The organism is Ruegeria sp. HKCCD7559 (assembly GCF_013110575.1).
Lineage (GTDB): Bacteria > Pseudomonadota > Alphaproteobacteria > Rhodobacterales > Rhodobacteraceae > Ruegeria.
The window spans coordinates 168886-186571 of sequence record NZ_WVQU01000003.1 but is presented as its reverse complement, the minus strand read 5'-3'; the positions used below and the strand labels follow the sequence as shown (position 1 = coordinate 186571).

The 17686-nt window shown below is 53.6% G+C and carries 17 protein-coding genes; 13 read left to right on the top strand and 4 right to left on the bottom strand.

The window, feature by feature from the left end; all coding sequences use genetic code 11:
• Positions 1-140: 140 nt before the first annotated feature.
• Positions 141-1235, bottom strand: coding sequence for a tyrosine-type recombinase/integrase (locus GS605_RS11410; protein WP_171724064.1), 1095 nt, complete (start codon positions 1233-1235; stop codon positions 141-143).
• 253 nt (positions 1236-1488) lie between these two features.
• On the opposite strand from GS605_RS11410, the gene GS605_RS11405 reads away from it, so the two are divergent.
• The 3 genes from GS605_RS11405 to GS605_RS11395 are packed head-to-tail and all read left to right on the top strand — an operon-like array spanning position 1489 to position 3230.
• Positions 1489-2025, top strand: coding sequence for a helix-turn-helix domain-containing protein (locus GS605_RS11405; RefSeq protein ID WP_253283290.1), 537 nt, complete (start codon positions 1489-1491; stop codon positions 2023-2025).
• 4 nt (positions 2026-2029) lie between these two features.
• Positions 2030-2326 carry a hypothetical protein gene (locus GS605_RS11400; protein WP_171724063.1) on the top strand — a complete coding sequence of 99 codons (297 nt, stop codon included), beginning with the start codon at positions 2030-2032 and terminating at the stop codon, positions 2324-2326.
• 4 nt (positions 2327-2330) lie between these two features.
• Entirely contained in the window at positions 2331-3230 is a 900-nt protein-coding gene (locus tag GS605_RS11395) for an HNH endonuclease (protein ID WP_171724062.1), read from the top strand.
• A 300-nt stretch (positions 3231-3530) separates the two neighbouring features.
• On the opposite strand, the gene GS605_RS11390 is transcribed toward GS605_RS11395, so the two are convergent.
• Entirely contained in the window at positions 3531-4847 is a 1317-nt protein-coding gene (locus GS605_RS11390) for a tetratricopeptide repeat protein (RefSeq protein WP_216600164.1), read from the bottom strand.
• A 122-nt stretch (positions 4848-4969) separates the two neighbouring features.
• On the opposite strand from GS605_RS11390, the gene GS605_RS11385 reads away from it, so the two are divergent.
• The 5 genes from GS605_RS11385 (at position 4970) to GS605_RS11365 (ending at position 10783) form a co-directional block, all read left to right on the top strand.
• Positions 4970-5248: a hypothetical protein gene (locus GS605_RS11385; RefSeq protein WP_170347524.1), complete on the top strand. Its 279-nt coding sequence runs from the start codon at positions 4970-4972 to the stop codon at positions 5246-5248.
• Position 5249: 1 nt separating this feature from the next.
• A complete protein-coding gene (locus GS605_RS11380) occupies positions 5250-6887 on the top strand; it encodes a sulfatase-like hydrolase/transferase (RefSeq protein ID WP_171724061.1) in 1638 nt (545 codons plus the stop codon).
• Between the two features lie 101 nt (positions 6888-6988).
• Positions 6989-8656 (top strand): sulfatase-like hydrolase/transferase, encoded by a 1668-nt coding sequence (locus GS605_RS11375; RefSeq protein WP_171724060.1) that lies wholly within the window; start codon positions 6989-6991, stop codon positions 8654-8656.
• A gap of 59 nt (positions 8657-8715) precedes the next feature.
• Complete coding sequence (locus tag GS605_RS11370) at positions 8716-9960, top strand: DUF3179 domain-containing (seleno)protein (protein WP_171724059.1); 1245 nt, start codon at positions 8716-8718, stop codon at positions 9958-9960.
• A gap of 70 nt (positions 9961-10030) precedes the next feature.
• On the top strand, positions 10031-10783 hold the full coding sequence (locus GS605_RS11365) for an outer membrane protein (RefSeq protein WP_171724058.1): 753 nt from the start codon (positions 10031-10033) through the stop codon (positions 10781-10783).
• A 644-nt stretch (positions 10784-11427) separates the two neighbouring features.
• On the opposite strand, the gene GS605_RS11360 is transcribed toward GS605_RS11365, so the two are convergent.
• Both GS605_RS11360 and GS605_RS11355 read right to left on the bottom strand, forming a co-directional pair.
• Entirely contained in the window at positions 11428-11631 is a 204-nt protein-coding gene (locus tag GS605_RS11360; protein ID WP_058283652.1) for a hypothetical protein, read from the bottom strand.
• Between the two features lie 253 nt (positions 11632-11884).
• Positions 11885-12652, bottom strand: coding sequence for a helix-turn-helix transcriptional regulator (locus GS605_RS11355; protein WP_348539544.1), 768 nt, complete (start codon positions 12650-12652; stop codon positions 11885-11887).
• A gap of 153 nt (positions 12653-12805) precedes the next feature.
• On the opposite strand from GS605_RS11355, the gene GS605_RS11350 reads away from it, so the two are divergent.
• Genes GS605_RS11350 through GS605_RS11330 form a run of 5 tightly spaced genes read left to right on the top strand, consistent with a single transcriptional unit; the run spans position 12806 to position 17600 of the window.
• Entirely contained in the window at positions 12806-13906 is a 1101-nt protein-coding gene (locus GS605_RS11350) for an ABC transporter ATP-binding protein (protein ID WP_253283289.1), read from the top strand.
• Positions 13907-13940: 34 nt separating this feature from the next.
• On the top strand, positions 13941-15104 hold the full coding sequence (locus GS605_RS11345) for a PotD/PotF family extracellular solute-binding protein (RefSeq protein WP_093962198.1): 1164 nt from the start codon (positions 13941-13943) through the stop codon (positions 15102-15104).
• Between the two features lie 38 nt (positions 15105-15142).
• Positions 15143-15994 (top strand): ABC transporter permease, encoded by an 852-nt coding sequence (locus tag GS605_RS11340; RefSeq protein WP_171724056.1) that lies wholly within the window; start codon positions 15143-15145, stop codon positions 15992-15994.
• Between the two features lie 7 nt (positions 15995-16001).
• A complete protein-coding gene (locus tag GS605_RS11335) occupies positions 16002-16823 on the top strand; it encodes an ABC transporter permease (RefSeq protein ID WP_010442232.1) in 822 nt (273 codons plus the stop codon).
• 18 nt (positions 16824-16841) lie between these two features.
• Entirely contained in the window at positions 16842-17600 is a 759-nt protein-coding gene (locus GS605_RS11330; RefSeq protein ID WP_170343551.1) for an SDR family NAD(P)-dependent oxidoreductase, read from the top strand.
• Positions 17601-17686: the final 86 nt, after the last annotated feature.

The window sequence follows — 17686 nt, the reverse complement described above, 5'->3', positions numbered from 1 at the left end:
TAGATTCGAGGGCAATTCAAAAAAACCGTTTTTTGTCGTAAAAACGGACTTTGGATGTCGAACGTCAATCTGGGAAAACTGGCGACCCCGGCAGGATTCGAACCTGCAACCTGCCCCTTAGGAGGGATGCGTTCATAGCGCTATTCCTTTTGTGATTTCTTACTGTTGGGTGTTTGTACAGTGTCATCCTGTACATGGTTTGTACGAAAACGGGCCCTGATGTCGGCCTCATCGGTCTCTGCGTGAGCATAGATGCGCATGGGCAAATTAGGGTCTGACCAGCGGCCAGCCTTGGCTGCGGTTACCGGGTCTACACCTTGGCGCACGACTAGCTCAGTGAAGAAACCGTGCCGCCCAGCGGGGTGGGCTGAAAGGTAAGGGATGCCCGCGCGCTTGCAGATTGTCTTCCAGCGCGTGTTGTAGCCTGTCGAGCTGCCATAACCGAAGACGCGGGGTTTCATCAGTTTACCGGTCTTACGGTTCTTTGGCCGCTTCGGTGGCAACGCGAGAAGCTCGTCCATCATCTGAGGTGAGACGGTGATCCAACTTTCGGGATGGCCCTTCTGCGCTTTCACGCGGACTTTATTCTCAAGCGGCCGCAGATCATCAGGCTCCAATGACACGGCCTGATCAATCCGCGCGGCCGTCTCGAACATGAAACGGACCAGCGCGGCATTGTACGGATCGGCGGCACGGCAAAAGGCCTCTATCCATTCCTTGTCGGCTGGCGTGCGCTCAACACGACTTAGCTTCCCTCGCCGCTTGTCCTGAGCGATCCGCTCGAACTTGTCGTACGGCTTCACGCGGATCAGCGGCGTCCCCTCCAGTTCGTGCGCATTGTTGATGACCGCACTCGCGGGCGTCACGATTTCGCGCCACCAGGTATCGGTCGACGCTTTCGGTTTCAGCTTCGGCCCAAGGCTTTTCAGTAGCGCGCCAGATATCGCACCTAACGACAGGTCGCCAATTGCTTCGACAATCGGGATCAACTGCTTCGCTGCTTTGGGGGACGCGTTGTACAGCATGATAGCATCGGAGAACGTCTTGCTCGGTTCGTCGCCCACGACATAGCGACGGATCTGGCGTTCGGTCTCATGGTTTATCCAGTCCCGTGCGCCCTCTTCTGTAGATGCCTTAGTGCTTCGCCGGTATGGGCCGGCGATTGGCCTGCCGTTGTATTCAACCCACCCCTTGGCCCAGTAGACACGGCCCCTCTTGTAAATTTGGAGCGGCATGACTGGCCTCCTTCAAAAATCGTATCAATCTGCGCGGGCGTGATGAGCATGGTCCGCCCAAGGCGATAGAATGCTCCCGTCTCATTTGCTCGCTCGCGCAACGTCCGCTCTGAAATATCGATCCCCATCCCGGCCATGACTTCGACCCACTGGGCGGGCGTTTTCCCAAGCCCCAGGATCTGAGAGCTGTCTGAATAGTTAGTCTCTGCCATTTCAGTCGTCCTTGTCCGCTAAAGTTGAATCAGCGACACGCATGGAATCGCTTGTTCTGCACCTTCTGACGTGGTCAGATGTGATTAACTGCAAATGTTCGTCATTTTGTGCAAAGTTCGCGAATTTCGACGAAGTAGTCAATTGGAAAATTCAGATGCCGCAGAAACATGCTGATCTTTTTGCTGCAATGGGTGCCCGTCTCACCATTGCTCGCAATGAAATCGGCTTCTCACAAGCGGCCATGGCGGAAGCTATCGGTGTCTCACCGCGCGCGTATCACAGCTACGAAAAAGGCCAGCGCGGAATGCCCGTAGAAGCCTTGGTCGCGATGGGTGAGCGGTTCGAGGTGGACGTACCCTGGCTACTTCTGGGCACCAAATCCATTCGGGCAGGGCATGATTTCGAAGCCCTCAAACACATCGAAAGCTCGCTAGATAAGCACCTCACCGACGAGGGCATAAAAGTCAAAAGTGAGAAGCGCGGGGCCATCGTCGCGCGTTGGTATCAATCGCATATCGAAGGCCGTGAAGTGACGGATGATGACGTGCACACATGGATCGAGCTGGTAAGGGAGTAATCTGGTGAACAAGGCAAGTAAACGCTGGAACATGTTGCGGCATTCGGTCTTGGAGCGCACTCGCCGTGAGGTGATCGAACCCTTTGGGCCGCTTTACCTGATCTTCCTGGGAACCAGCGTCTTCTACCTGATTGGCTTGGGTCGACTATCATTGGCACAACAGACCGCCGAATACTCGGTTTTGGCTGCCATCTTGATTTTTGCCATCGCCGCAGCTGGCTTGGCACTTCCATTTTTGACAGGCGCGGTGCTGACCCTACGCGCGGCCGATCGAAAACTGGAACGCCTCCAACGCGGGTGATCCGATGGCCTTCGGTATCTTCATCCATCGCAGCGACTCGATCTACGACGACATTCCCTCGGAGCGGTATCAGTTTCCCAAGCAATACCTTTCACGTGCCCAACAGTGCGAAGGGGATTGGATCGTCTACCTGGAGCCAAGCAAAGTCAAAGAGACCAAAGGGTACTTTGCTGTCGCAAAGGTCCAGGAGATCATTCCGGATCCTCGGAAACCGGACATGTTCTTGGCGGTGATCGAGCCAGGAACGTATCTTGATTTCGGCGACCCTGTTTCATTCCGAGACGAAAACTCAATCGTCGAACTAGGGTTGTTGAACGATCAGGGTAAGATATCTGGACGCGCGCAAGCCGCAGTAAGAACCCTTTCAGCTGCAGACTTTGCCCGAATAGTCGAACGTGGTCTTGGACGAGATGAGGACATCCTGCCTCGCGTGGGCGACACGATGCAGTTGCCAGGGTTTCAGGACGCGCAAACACCTTTCCAGCACATGCCTGCACGGGAACGCGTCAACCAGCTGACTAATCGCGCGGTTCGCGATCGAAATTTCAGAAAGAACGTCCTGCGCGCCTACGGCGAGCGTTGCGCCATCACCGGCCTACGCCTGATCAATGGCGGTGGTCGCGCTGAGGTGGAAGCCGCTCATATCAGACCTGTAGAGCATGACGGACCCGACATCGTCAGCAATGGGCTCGCCCTGTCCGGAACTGCGCATTGGATGTTTGATCGCGGTCTCGTTGGGTTGGCAGACGACCTGACTATTCTGGTTTCACGTCAGAGCAACGACATCGAAGCCGTGACATCGATGATCAACTCGTCCGGCAAGACCTTGGTGCCTGACCGCCTCGCCAACCGGCCAAGGACCGAGTTTGTAACCTGGCACAGAGAGAACTGTTTCAAGCATTAACGATACTCAGTGCGGACCTTGGTGCAAAACGCAGCTAACGGCCGGAAAGAGCCCACTTTGACCGATACTGCAATCAGCAACAACTGGAAGAAAGGGCGGGAAGCAGAAGTTCGCTGCGAGTGCAAAGATTATCTCATCGGGAGCCAAGAGCAGACCTTTGTCTGTCCATCACACACCCATTCGGTATCGATGAACTTTGTTTTGATCTCGTCTGGAGGTTCGTCCACTTCACAACCAACGCACCTCCTCCTTGGAAGCGCATGCCTCTGAACGAATTATTACAAACCCTATAGAAAATCGTCAGGGCTTGGCGGGTCCTGACCAACCTGCAGCTATCATTGCACTGATCAGCTCTTGAACTGGCTGTGGGTCTACAAACACCCGAGCCTTTAGTTTTTCGAGGGGGAAGCTTGGCCAAGTGTCCGAAAATACTCTTGCAAGCCGCTGTGCCTCAGCTTGTTCTCCGTTCCTCCAGTGGGCTGCCATAAGGTAAGCTGCGGAAATTGGTCCGAACGGCCCACCGCGAGATATTGTTTTATCAAACGTTCGGATTGCGGCAGCATAGTCTCCCGTGTGGAACTGAGCCGCACCCAATGCGTTGTCAAAAACTAGCCCTCCACCGTTTTGGGCCAGTGCTCTATATCTCACTGATTGCGACAGAACCCGATCAAAATCGGACGTGTAAAGGGAGATCAGGGCGTCGAATTCAGCAACATGTGAATCATCGGGTGCCAAGTCTACGGCCCTTTGGGATAATCCAACCGCGCTTTCATAATTGCCCACCCCAAATTCAAACCAGGCTCGCGCTGAAAGCGGCCAAGGTGCATTCGGAGCCATTTCCAAAGCGTAAGCACTATTCTTGTCCGCTGCGTGCAAAAACTCGTCTGAACCGGGCTTGCCCGATTGCATAATGGCGAGCATTGTTTCGACCTGAGAAGCACCAGCATATCCCCCGTAATATAACGGGTCTCGTTCAATCGCTGTTTTAAAAATCAACAACGCGGGCTGAAGCCGGGCCAGATCCGTAACAGGGAAAATCAGATCCCGGCCTGCGTCGCTTAGGTTCATTGCCTCGACACGGGCAGGTGACACGTCGTAGATTGCAGTTTTGCCGGTTTTGGGTGCTACAGATTGCGAATTGCGGCCAATCAGGACACCAAAAAGAATGCTGACTATTAATAGTGAAAGCGAGATAACGACTGCGGTAGCCCGTCGCCTTCCGCGTAAGCTTCGTCTGCTTCGACTGGAGCCCGGCAAAAATTCGGGTGCGTAACCCCCGACGGGCAGTGAGATAACCAATTCGTCAGCAATCCCTTTACCGTCATAATAAGATTGCAGCTTTCGCCGAACACGCCCGGCATCCACACGCACGACGCCCTCGCGTTTCAATAACTCATCCGCGTCGTATCCATAAACATCCATCGCAATGGTCTTGGCACGTATTTCGTCGGAACGACCCTCCAGCGTTTCCGTCACCACGTAAGATAGGAATGATCGCATGCGGGCGGATCCTTTGAATTCATCCGACCTCAGAACCTTGTCCAACGCGGCACGCAACTGCTCGCCCGAGAACGATTGAGTGCCAGTCTGGCCCTGATTGCCCACGCTGACGTTCAAAAACTATCCTTTCACAATAAGGGTTTGACGTCACGTTGCTACCGTAGCATGCGGCTTGAAACGTGCAATACATATTCTTTTGGATGCATGCTTAGAGGGAGAATGCCTAAAAAGCGCTGCCAATGACGGATGATGAATTCTTTGAATCTCAATTTCCCAAAGCGGGTCGTCTGCTACGGAACCTGCGGGAAAAAGACCAAGAGTTCGATCAAATTTGTCGCGACTACAAAGAGGTCTTCGCAGAAATGGCGATGCCGCCAAAGTCGCATTCAGTTCTACAGATGCGCTATCTCGCGGATCTGGCAGAAAGCCTCTCGGACCTGCGCAGCAGTATTGACGGACACCTGCGGGCTCAGGGCGCGCGTGCGGAATCGGTACGGAACAAAGATTTGGAGGTTTGACATGAAACTTAGATATATCTTGCCTACGTTGTTGATTGGTGCTGGCTCCGTGCTTGCTCAGGAAACCCCAATTGTTCATGACGGCGAGTTTGAATTCCTCCGCGCGCAGTTTGGTGAGGCATGGGATGCACAAGACGTTGAAGTCGACGCCAAGCTGGCCGAAATTCGTGCGGCCAATGGCGATAAGCCCCCTAACCTCCTCTACATCCTGATTGATGACGTCAGCTTTGGTCAGATGGGTGACCGCAAGATGAATTACGTCATGGGGATCGAGACACCCAGCATCAATCAATTGGCCACCGAAGGTTTGTCGCTGATGCGCATGTATACCGAACCCTCCTGCACTCCGACCCGCACAGCCATGTTGACAGGGCGCCACCCAATTCGCGCAGGTGTGGAAGAGGTCAAGGTGGCTTTGGTTGGCGAGGGCCTTCCGGCCAGTGAAGTGACACTGCCGGAGATTCTGAAACAGGTCGGCTATAATACGGCGCATGTCGGCAAATGGCACCAAGGCGACATCGAACAATCGTACCCCCACAATCAGGGGTTTGATTGGGCCGCATTTCCACTCCACCAGCAAGTACAGCTGAGCCTCATGACCCCCGAGGCAATGCGGTCCAACACCATGCTCGGCTATGTGCCCGAGGGGCAGAACAATCAGTTCCTGCTGGATGAACGGTTCAAGCCATACGGCCTTGTCACCGGTGTCGAGGCCGAAGCCGGTGGACCCGCCCAGGAAGTAGAAATGTCAGCCGGTGAAGTGTGGACGCAGACCAAATATGAAGAGATGAACGAACGATATCAACGGCAGGCGTTGGAGCAACTTGAACGCGTCGCTTCCGAGGATGCGCCATTCTTCTTACAATACTGGCCGCTTTACCCGTTGAATTTCGTCTACCCGGATCAGGCAATTTCACGAAATGGCGGTTTTCATGCCGACAAGCTGCAACTGCTTGATGGTTGGATCGGAGATCTTTTGGCCAAGCTTGAAGAATCTGGCAAAGCGGACAACACAATTGTTGTTTTGATGGCGGATAATGGCCTGATGTATCACTACGAAGGCTCATCCGGTCTGAACCAGCTGATCTATCGCGGTGGCAAAACCCAGCATCTTGAAGGCGGCGTAAGAACCGATGCGTTCATTCGCTGGCCCGGTGTGATCGAAGCCAACAGCGCAGCCGGTGACATCTTTCACGTCTCAGATATCTTCACCACGATGGCGCGAATTGCCGGAGCCACAGACTTTATCCCAAGGGACCGCGTAATAGACGGCATCGACCAGACGGCCTTGCTGTTGAACGGCGAGGGAAATGGGCGGCGCGACTATGTCTATATCTACGAAGGACCTGTCTTGCGCTCGGTCGTCAAGCAGGAGTTCAAGATGCATCTTCCTGCCCCCGGTCAACCCGGCGCGGCTGCTCCGACTTATAATATTTATAGGGACCCCCGAGAGGAACACCCTTTGGTGGGCTACTCGCTTTGGGCCGGGGCATCTTTTCAAGATATGATCAAGCGTCACCAGAAGATGATCGCCAAGTATCCGCATTCAGAGATTGGCAAAGGTACACCTTATGAAGGCATTGAAAACCTGCGCCCGGAATCCGAACTGACCCGCGACGTATTCACGAGTTGGCAGTGAGATCACAAATTTAGTAATTATTCGAATATATCGATGTTACTGATGGTAATCACATCGAAGTCAAAAACCGAAGCTCGGCTTCGAACCCTGGGGGAGATGGAATGAAACTACAATGGCTTATGGTTTTGTGTGCAGGCATTGCCGCCCCACCTTTGCAGGCTCAGGACGACCCTATTCAACACGATGCTGAGTTTTATATTCTGCAAGCCCAACGCGCGGAACAATGGGTGCAGGATGACGCTGCCGTTGATCAGGCTTTGGCCGCTTTTCGTGACGGCAACAATGGGCAACCCCCAAATATTGTCAGCGTTCTGATTGACGATATGGGCTTTGGCGATATGGGTATACCCGAGCTCAACGCTGTCCGTGGGTACGACACTCCGAACATCAACGACTTTTCGGACGAAGCGTTGCGTATGGTTCGGATGTATACTGAACCGTCCTGCACCCCGACTCGCGTGGCACAAATGACCGGCCGCTTGCCCGTGCGTATGGGAATGGGTGATACGACCGTCGATATCGCTGGCTTTGGATTGCCCGATAATGAAGTGACGCTGGCCGAAGTCTTGAAACAGGCAGGATATGCAACCAGCCACGTCGGCAAGTGGCATATGGGCGATATTGCCGAAAGCTGGGCGATGAATCAGGGTTTTGACTATGCCCAGCACGCCATCCACCAGCAGGGCCAGCTGACAATCTTTAATGATGATGCGATCAAAGAACAGGTCTCGGTCGCGATCCGGGACTATGAGGATAAATACACACTGGACGGCTGGTTCCGACCGGATGCCTCGGCGATGATGACCGTCATCGAGGGCGAGACCGGCGGCGCCATTCGCGAAATCCGCATGGAAGCCGGAGAACGCTGGAACGCCGAAAAATACGACGAAATGAACCAGGCGTTTCAGGATAAAACACTTCAGGAACTGGAACGCCTTGCAACTGGGGACGCGCCCTTCTTCCTGCAATATTGGCCGATGATCCCGCTGGACAATACCCGCGCCGGCCGTGACGGGCCGGAAAGCGCGAATGGCGGCTTGTATGTCGACAAGATGCAGCTACTGGATCAGTGGCTGGGTGATCTGTTCGCGCGCATGGATGATCTAGGGCTCAGCGAAAACACCATCGTTGTGGTTATGGGCGACAATGGGCATTTTACCAAATACGCGCCGCAATCCGGGTTTACCCCACTGATTTACGCGGGCGGTAAAGGCGACACGACTGAAGGTGGCGTGCGCGTGGACGCCTTCATCCGCTGGCCGGGCATGATTGAAGCTGACGGGTTGTTAAACAGCATCATTCATGTTTCGGACCTCTATACCACGATCTCGCGCTTTGCCGGGGCGGATGGATTCATCCCAAGGGATCGTCTGGTCGATGGTGTCGATCAGTCGGCGGCGCTACTGTTCGCGGATGAATCGAAAGCGCGACGCGATCACGTGATCATCTATTCGGTCGCGAAACCCGAGGCGATCGTTAAGGATCAGCTTAAGCTCAAACTGCCGGGACCCGGCGAGAGCGCAATTTTAGCAAAATTCTTCGATCTTTACCGCGACACCCGCGAAGAATACTCGGTCTCAACCGAAGTCGGGTCTTGGGGTGGGCAGGAATTCGTACGTATACTGGGCCGCCACAAGGCGCGGAAAGAGAAATACCCCGATACTCCGCCCGCCTACGGCATGCCTTATGAGGGGATTGAGAACATTCGTCCCGAGACACAGCAAGCCGTTGAAGCTTTCATGATCAAGCGCGCGTCGCCCCAGAAGTAGGCCTGTTCTTTCGTAATGAACCGCGAAGGACTGTAATCACCAAAATCGAGGATCTCAGCATGGTTGGTAGCATAATTTTCGCACTGGGATTGATCGTGTCACTCGGAATCGGGTTTGTCTATTTCCGCGACCTTGGCGATGTCTCGCAAATGCTGCTGAAAGTAAAGCGCGAGAATATGGTGCGCTTTATCCGGCATGAATACCGCCTGATTGGCATTGGCCTGGGCGGATTTGTAGTGGCAACCCTTGCACATTTCCTTTTGGGGGGCGGCCCTTTCTGGCTTTGGCTCGTAACGGCTGCGCTGACCTTGCTTCTTTATGGGTTTCCCTATGTGTGGGTGCATTTGGGCCTGAGAAACCAGCTCAACGACGCCCAGTATTTTTCTATCGAGGAAGCGCGAAAATATGTCGGTCCAACAGCGCCAGTCATCGTCATCGAACACAATGGTCACGCGCGCGCGCACCCGGATGCGCAGATCATGCGCCCTCATTTGGCGGGCGATGTAGATGGGCTGGGGGGCGAGGATGTGGTCATGACTTACTGCGCGATGGCCAATCTGGGTCAGGGGTACACACCGCGAATAGAAGGACGGCGCCTGAACCTTGAGGTTCTGGCCCAGCATGGCAACAACTTGATACTGCGTGACAACGACACGGGCGATCCGATCCAGCATATCTACGGTTTTCGCGAGGCGGATCGCGACCCCAACTCCGAGGGCCCTGCTTGCCCTCTCCGGCCCGAAGCGCAAATGAGGCCTTGGCCCACCTTTCGAATGACATTCCGCGGGTTTCAGAAAGCCTATCCAGAAGGTGAGGTGTTTCTGAACAAACCATCCACGAACCCTTTGCTGCGTCTGCTGGACATGATGACCGAGATCACCTTTGGCTGGGGCATCGGACGCCAACATCAGGAAGACGCTCCTGTGATGGACAACATGGATCGTTCAGACCACCGGTTGCCGAACAAAACCTACGTCTGGGGAATTACGATTGGTCAAGATGTCGCTTGCTGGACCGACGATTTCATCATCGAGAACAACTGGATCGTGACCGCCAAAGTCGGAGGACGGGATGTCGTGGTCAGCCTGGATCCGAAATATGAAAGCCTGGGCGTTTGGTATAACGACTCGGGTCAACCGGTGGCCAAATGCGATTTCTGGGGTCACTCGGATCAGGGTCAGCTAAAACGTGTAGAAACCCTGCGCGCAGGCGTATTCTGGCACGTTTGGTCCGAGTTTTTCCCGAACACAGATATCAATCGCGTCGGCAACAGTTCGATGGCGACGGAAGAAGCTGCGGAATGAAAATCAGGACCACACAATTTCAAACCAACGACAATTTATTGAAACTTGTATGTTTGTCGGGAGGAACAGAATGTTTTCGTCACTATGGGTGAAAAGTTGCTTATGCGCGGCAACGCTATCGGCATCGGCAGCCACAACGGCTGCGGCACAACAATCCGATTGGTCCTACGAAGCCACGATTTATCTGTTCATGCCGGAAACAGAAACATCCTTAAGCACCCCCATGGGGACACTGGACGGTACACTCAGTTTTTCTGATGCATTGGAAAACCTAGATTTCGCCTTTATGGGAGCGTTCTCGGCCACCGACGGACGATGGCTTATACTTGCAGATTACAACTACACAGATTTGTCGTTCAGCAACAGCACTCCCGGCCCCGCCAGTTCGGGCCTCGAGACATCATTTACCACGCAATACCTAAGCGGTTATGTCGGCTACCGAGTGTATGAAGCACCAACTATCTCGGTGGATGTCGCCGGAGGGTTCCGGTGGTTCAGCACTGATACAGAGTTCACCCTTCTCCCTGGCGCGGCACCGGGGAGGACAACAACCGCCGACGACAGCTGGACCGACCCTGTCATCGCCGCCAGAGCACGCGTCCGGTTCTCGGACAAATGGTCCGGCACCGGTTTCGTCGACTACGGAGGTTTCCGCAGCGGCAGTGAAACATGGCAGGTTCTGTTGACCGCCGAATATGCCATCAACAACAGATGGCTGATCCGCGGCGGCTATCGCTATATCTCGTTTGACCATGAGATCGACGGTAGCGATTTTACATTTGATCAGTCAGGGCCAGTGTTAGGCGCGACTTATCGTTTCTAGAATTCTTTATTGGTGAACTCGAGACTGGGTTGTGATGTTACGAACATCGTTTGATTGGCGCGAGTAGACTGCAGAAAGTTCTAGAGAATCATATTCGCTGTGTCCTCAGATTTGTCTTCGTGTCTGGCACCAGTTCTTGAACCCCAGCATCGATAGCTGGTTGGAGTTTGTTCTCACTCTAGAAATCAAGCGATGAATGAAGCAAGTCTAAGTCGCGATGCCACTTTCAACCGCAGAGTGAGAATTCACCTCGGCTGGCTTTCGCAACTACAGCGAATGGCTGCAAAGCGGGCTGCGACCGCAGCATCTTGACCCGTTCGCTAACGGCAGGAACGGGCCGGTCGCGATCGTTCAGTCCGATTGACCGAAGGCCCGAAGCGTCCGGCTCAGCGGACCTCCGCCGCACGCCACATCAAGGTCTGCAACGCGGACAAAGCGGTCTGTGGTTCTCCAATCAAATCGGCCGACCTTGGGTTTACAGTACACGGTTGTGGAGAGTGAGAAGGATTAGTTGTCTTCACTTCCGGAAGTATAGTGTCTCAATTGGCATCCTTATTGCATGCTGAGCAGGACGTTATGGCTCACGAGCGTCCAGATACCCTCCGGTTAAGCCCTTTTGAGTGTCAGATGGTATCGTCCCAAAATTAGGTTGTTGGTTGTTCGGGTGCATCACCCAGAGCCAGCAGCAAAAGAATAGCCAAAAGGGGTGATCCAACCAGACCGATCAGGAACCAGATCAAACCAGACCGGTTGCGCCGCCCTGCCATCGTGATCGGCAGGATATAAAGCCAGATCACGACAACCAGCAAGATGAGCATAAAAATCAACTGGATAACTGGTGCGTCCATGAAATTTTGCCTTTCGTATCTTGACGCCATTTTTAAAACGGCTGATTTTTTAAAACGGCTGATCCGGTTAGATAGACAATGGCCCGAAAGCGTTTTCGGGTATTAATTTAGCCCAACATGGGTCCCGGGCGTCCCAACCCACTCCCTTTGGGTTCCTTGGCTATCAGACAGTGCCGTCCAAATGTTTGGTGTTTTCCGGGTCACAAGGTAGCAAGGTCGGCAAAACGGATAAAGTGGGTGTTCAAGGAACCTTTTAAAGTGCCTTTTCAATGAACTTTGAAAAAAGCTCACCCTGCGAATTGATCCTAAGTTTCGCGTAAATGTTGCGTCTGTGGATGCGGACTGTGCCTGGAGAGATGCCGAGAATTGTGCCGACAGCTTCTGCCGAATGGCCCTTCAACGTGAACTCAACGACTTCGCGTTCTCGTGGTGTCAGAACGCCATCGCCAAATGCCTGGAAAGCAAGATCGACGCGACGACTAACGCCATTCGCTGCGGCGCCGCGGGCCAGTGTTGGAAAGTCACTCCAATGTTTGCAACAGGCTGCCCGAACGAGCGGCCATAGAGCGTGCAAATGACGAATTTCCTTGGCTGAAAAAGGCTTCACTGATCGCATGAGCGAGACCACAACCATCCCAGTGCTCGGGATATCGATAAAGTAGCCAATCTCCTCTGCTAACCCAGTCCTTTTGTAATAGCTGCGATAGTATTCGCCCTGATAGAACCTGTCCGGTGCGATATCGCGCATGCGGTACAGACCCGGTGTTATCGGTTTTGTCGCGGCCAAAAAAAATGGATCAAGCACGTAGGGCCCTGCTTGGTAATCCTCAACAAAAATACGCCGTTTGCTTTTGGGAAAATCGTCGTGAAGGTCTATAGGCGCTTCGGTTCCGACATGGCCAAACACCACCGTAAAATCGAATGGTGCGACCTGCCGCAAGCCATCTGCCAAAGCACATGGAAATTCTGGGGTTCCGATCTTCTCCACGACCCTGCCGGCCTCTTCCATCCAATCGTACACGCGCCGCTCCAGATTTTCGAAAAGCACCTCTATACCCCAATTGTGGTATATACAGTTATTCCGAGTTATTGTTACTTTTTCCTTGTTTGAGTGGTATGCCAACAAGTGCCAAAAAATCAAGCAAAAGGAAAACGGCAGTATATGAGCTTTGACATGAGCGTCACCATGCAGACGATTGCGGAACTCCGAGGAGTGACCAAGACCTTCGGGAATGTGGTCGCCGCCAAAGACCTGAATCTTTCCATTGGGAAAGGAGAGTTCCTGTCGTTCTTAGGCCCATCTGGTTGCGGCAAAACCACTGCGCTTAGAATGTTGGCAGGTTTCGAGAAGCCAACCGAAGGTCAGGTGTTGCTCGATGGAGAAGTCGTCAACGACTTGGATGCGCACCATCGCCCAGTCAACATGGTGTTTCAGCACTATGCTCTTTTTCCTCACCTAAGCGTGTTCGACAACATCGCGTACGGCCTGCGCCAACAACGACCACGCGTAGACAAACAAACAATCGCGACAAAGGTTGAGCAAGCGCTGGAAACTGTCCGTCTTGGTGGGTTTGACCCACGTCGCATCTGGGAGATGTCTGGTGGTCAGCAGCAACGCGTCGCTTTGGCGCGTGCGATCGTAAACGAGCCCAAGCTTTTGCTGCTTGATGAACCAATGGCTGCTCTGGATCGAAAGCTTCGAAAAGAAATGCAGTTTGAACTGCAGAACCTGCAACGACAACTGGGAATAACTTTTGTCCTCGTCACGCACGACCAAGAAGAAGCGCTTTCAATGTCCGACCGAATTTGTGTGATGGAAGGCGGCAGTATTGTGCAGGTTGGCAGCCCACGCGAACTCTATGACATGCCCCGCAGCCGCTACGTGGCTGGATTTGTAGGCACCTCAAATTTCTTTGATGCAACTGTGACTGACTCAGCAGCCGACCAAATCACTGTGCGTTTAGCGAGTGGCCAAAAGGTGCGCGGAACTCCGGAGATTCCAATAGATGCAGGGCAGGAAGTGTGCGTTAGTATCCGTCCTGAACAGATCACGCTGACCCGCGCGCTACCCACAGCTGAAATCGCTCTGCCAGTTACCATTCAAAATCGGATCTTCCTTGGGGAGCACACAGAATACCTTGCGCGCAACGAAGCACTGGGTGATTTCCACGTACTTGTGCCAAGGCAAGCGGAATTGAACGAGGGGACGTTCAATGCAGGAGAGCAGGCCTTTGTTTCATGGGGCGAAGGCGCACTGCTGATCCTGGAAAAATAACAAATCCCGCAATCCAACAACAGAGAGGTTCACAATGACCAAGGATAATGGGACTATTTCCAAGCAAAAGTTCATGGAAGAGCTTCGCCGGTACCAAAAGGGTTCGGTTACACGGCGACATTTCTTAGGCGTGACAGGTCTTGGGATGGCAACGGCCGTTCTGGGCACGGCCATTCCTGGGTTGCGTCCACGCCCGGCATTTGCTGCCGGGGACATTGGCGACCGAGTGATCCTCGCCACATGGCCGAACTACCATGACGAGATGAACTTCGAAGCCTTCACGGAAGCCACTGGCGCCCATGTTCAGGTCAATGTTTTTGGCTCGAACGAAGAGATGTTGGCAAAACTACAGGCTGGAGGGTCTGGTTGGGACGTTTTCGTTCCAACCAACTACACGATCACTACGTATGTGGGTGAAGATCTGATCATCCCGCTCGATACGTCCAAACTGCCAAACTACGACGCAGGTTCATTCGAACAGCGCTTTTCCGATGCCGGTTCTGTCGATGGCCAGCTTTACGCGGTGCCAAAAAACTGGGGCACGACTGGCTTTGCAGTGAACACCAGCAAGCTTGACGGCGCTCCGACTCCAACCACATGGAAAGAGTTCTGGGACCTTACTATGGAAGGTTACTCAGGCCGGACAATGGTGCATGATTACCAACTCACCACCATCGGTAATGCCCTGAAATACTTCGGCTACTCCTTCAACTCGGTCGATGAGAAGGAACTGGCGGATGCCGAGAAATTGTTGCTGGATGCCAAACCGCATCTGTTTGCAATCTCGTCGGATTATCAGCCACCGATGCGTAACGGTGACGCCTGGATGACGATGTGCTGGACAGGTGACGGCAAGCAGATGAATGTCGACATGCCTGAAATCGCCTACGTTCTGGGAACTGAGGGCGGTGAGCTCTGGTCCGACTACTACGCTATTCCTAAGGGCGCACCCCATATGGATGCCGCTTATGCCTTGATCGACTTCCTGCTGAACCCGGAAGTTAATGCGAAAGAAGTCCTCGCTCACGGCTATCCATCGGCTGATGCTCGCACCAATGCGTTGCTGCCGAAGGAACTACTGGAAGATCCGATCCTTTATCCGGCAGCTGACCTTCTGAATGCACTCGAGTTCGGCGCGGCGGCTACACTAACCGATCCAAACCGTGCCGAGTTGCTCGCCCGCTTCAAGTCGGCCTAAGCGGCAAGGCCGCCAATATCGGAAAAGACGAGGACAAAATGACCGAACGAGGCAGAAAAGCACTGTTGCTGGCTCCAGCAGGAATATGGCTTTTGGTAATGCTAGCCCTTCCTCTGCTGGTCGTCTTCGTCTTTTCCTTTGGCGAACGGGGTGCCGCCGGAGGCTACCTTCCAGCGTTCACGTTGGAACAATATGCCAACCTTCCTGCGCGATGGACGGCGTTTAAGAACACTTTGATCCTTGCACCTCTGGGGACTATCGCTGCGTTGGTAATTGCCTACCCGCTCGCCTACTTTCTTGCGGTGCGTTGTTCACCAAAGTGGAGAACTTCGCTGTTGATCCTAGTGATCGTGCCGTTCTGGACATCGATCCTGATCCGGTCATACGCTTGGATTTTCATCCTTGGGGGGCGTGGCTTGCCCGCTTTACTGGAGTCGATCGGCATCGATGATATCCGCCTGATAAATACGCCGTTCGCTGTGCTTGTCGGGATTGTCTATGGGTATCTACCTCTGATGGTTTTCCCGATTTTTGTAAGCTTAGACAAACTGGATAAACGCCTTCTGGAAGCATCGGCTGATCTCGGCTCTACCCCATGGCGTACGTTCCGTCAGGTGACACTTCCTTTGTCGGTACCTGGTATCGCAACTGGCTGCATGCTGGTCTTCATCTTGCTGATGGGCGAGTTTCTGATCCCAGCGATCTTGGGCGGCGGAAAGGTCTTTTTCGTCGGAAATGCGCTGGTGGACCTGTTCCTGCAGTCTCGGAACTGGGCGTACGGATCGGCGGTCGCAATGACTCTGGTTGTCGTAATGCTTGTCACTGTCTCAATTTACATGAAATTCATCTCGCGCCTGGGTGGCCAGCGCGAAGATGTCTCGCTGATGTGAGGGTCCGATGCGCTTATACGCGATTTGCGTCTACCTTTTTCTCTATATTCCAATCGGCATCATCGCGCTTTTCAGCTTTAATGCCGGACGACACGCAAGCCAGTTCATGGGGTTCTCGACCCAATGGTATGGTAAAGCGCTGAACAACCCATTTGTAATGGACGCGCTCGAGACCAGTCTGCTTGCGGCATTCATAACTGCTTGCCTCGCATCCACTCTCGGAACCATGGCGGCCATCGCTTTACAAGGGGTTAAGGGATGGCTCCGAACTTTGTTTGATGCGATGATTTATATTGCAATAATGATACCCGGTATCGTCATCGGCATCGCGACACTCATTGCCCTGGTCACCGTATTCGGCTGGCTAAACCCGCTTCTTGCAAGCCTATGGCCCGATGGAGCAAATCCCCCGCAACTTTCCATGGGGATGCCCACGCTTGTCGCCGCACACACCATGTTCACAATGGCGCTGGTCATAATCATCGTACGTGCAAGGCTATCGGGTATGGACCGCGCGCTCATGGAAGCTTCGGCTGACCTCTTTGCGACGCCCTGGGGCACCTTTCGACAGGTGACCCTGCCGTTGATAGCACCGGCAATTTTGGCAGGCTTCCTGCTCAGCTTCACTTTCTCATTTGATGATTTCATCATCGCGTTCTTCGTAGCTGGCTCAGAAACAACCCTGCCAATCTACATATTCTCATCCATCCGGCGCGGCGTAACACCCGAGATCAATGCCATCGGCACTATGGTTATGGGCGCGTCGCTCTTGTTGCTCGTAGCAGCGCAGCTGCTTTTGCGCCGAGGCGCCTCAAAATCGAATAATTAAATAAAGGAGCCAAGTGACATGCGGCTTGCAGGTAAGGTCGCGCTCGTGACGGGCGCGGGATCAGGAATTGGTCGGGCGGGTTCAATGGCAATGGCACAAGAGGGTGCGCATGTTGTGGTAACCGATCGCGATGCAACCCTTGCTGAAGCCACTGTGGCCGCGATCGTAGCGCAGGGAAATCAAGCATCTGCCATACAGCTTGATGTGACCGATGACGATGCCCTTACCAGAACCATAGACGAAGCAGTTAAAAACTTCGGTCGGCTTGACGTGTTGCACTCTCACGCTGGGTTGCAGATCGAAGGAACGCTGGAAGAAGTGGAGCCAGATGGAATGGATGCTTCTTGGGCATTGAATGTCCGCGCTCACTTCATTGCCGCGCGTGCAGCCGTCGCCCATATGAAATCACAAGGTGGAGGCAGCGTGATCGTCACGGCCTCCAATTCTGGGGTTCAATATGACCGGGGTATGATCGCCTATGCGACCACAAAGCACGCTGCTGTTGCGATGGTCCGGCAGATGGCAGCCGACTACGCTGTCCATGCAATCCGTTTCAATGCCCTATGTCCAGGATTTGTAGACACCCCTTTCAATGCAGGCTTCGAAAAGCAGATGGGAGGCCGTGCCAAACTGGAAAGCTACATCGAGCAGGCGATCCCCATGAGTCGATGGGCGACAGTTGAAGAGATTGGCCATGGGATCGTCTATTTAGCTTCAGATGAATCCGCTTTTATGACGGGGCAAGCCCTGGTTATCGATGGCGGTGAATGCATTTAGTGATGGGTTAGACCGCTCAAGAGAATGTCTATCGCCGCAATTCATTTTGGCGAGCACATTTAAGTCCGCTTTGGGCTCCTTTCGAG

Coding starts and splice junctions, on each gene's coding strand:
- GS605_RS11410 (WP_171724064.1), bottom strand. CDS start 1,235: ATGCCGCTCCAAATTTACAAGAGGGGCCGTGTCTACTGGGCCAAGGGG.
- GS605_RS11405 (WP_253283290.1), top strand. CDS start 1,489: ATGGAATCGCTTGTTCTGCACCTTCTGACGTGGTCAGATGTGATTAAC.
- GS605_RS11395 (WP_171724062.1), top strand. CDS start 2,331: ATGGCCTTCGGTATCTTCATCCATCGCAGCGACTCGATCTACGACGAC.
- GS605_RS11385 (WP_170347524.1), top strand. CDS start 4,970: ATGACGGATGATGAATTCTTTGAATCTCAATTTCCCAAAGCGGGTCGT.
- GS605_RS11380 (WP_171724061.1), top strand. CDS start 5,250: ATGAAACTTAGATATATCTTGCCTACGTTGTTGATTGGTGCTGGCTCC.
- GS605_RS11375 (WP_171724060.1), top strand. CDS start 6,989: ATGAAACTACAATGGCTTATGGTTTTGTGTGCAGGCATTGCCGCCCCA.
- GS605_RS11370 (WP_171724059.1), top strand. CDS start 8,716: ATGGTTGGTAGCATAATTTTCGCACTGGGATTGATCGTGTCACTCGGA.
- GS605_RS11365 (WP_171724058.1), top strand. CDS start 10,031: ATGTTTTCGTCACTATGGGTGAAAAGTTGCTTATGCGCGGCAACGCTA.
- GS605_RS11360 (WP_058283652.1), bottom strand. CDS start 11,631: ATGGACGCACCAGTTATCCAGTTGATTTTTATGCTCATCTTGCTGGTT.
- GS605_RS11350 (WP_253283289.1), top strand. CDS start 12,806: ATGAGCGTCACCATGCAGACGATTGCGGAACTCCGAGGAGTGACCAAG.
- GS605_RS11345 (WP_093962198.1), top strand. CDS start 13,941: ATGACCAAGGATAATGGGACTATTTCCAAGCAAAAGTTCATGGAAGAG.
- GS605_RS11340 (WP_171724056.1), top strand. CDS start 15,143: ATGACCGAACGAGGCAGAAAAGCACTGTTGCTGGCTCCAGCAGGAATA.
- GS605_RS11335 (WP_010442232.1), top strand. CDS start 16,002: ATGCGCTTATACGCGATTTGCGTCTACCTTTTTCTCTATATTCCAATC.
- GS605_RS11330 (WP_170343551.1), top strand. CDS start 16,842: ATGCGGCTTGCAGGTAAGGTCGCGCTCGTGACGGGCGCGGGATCAGGA.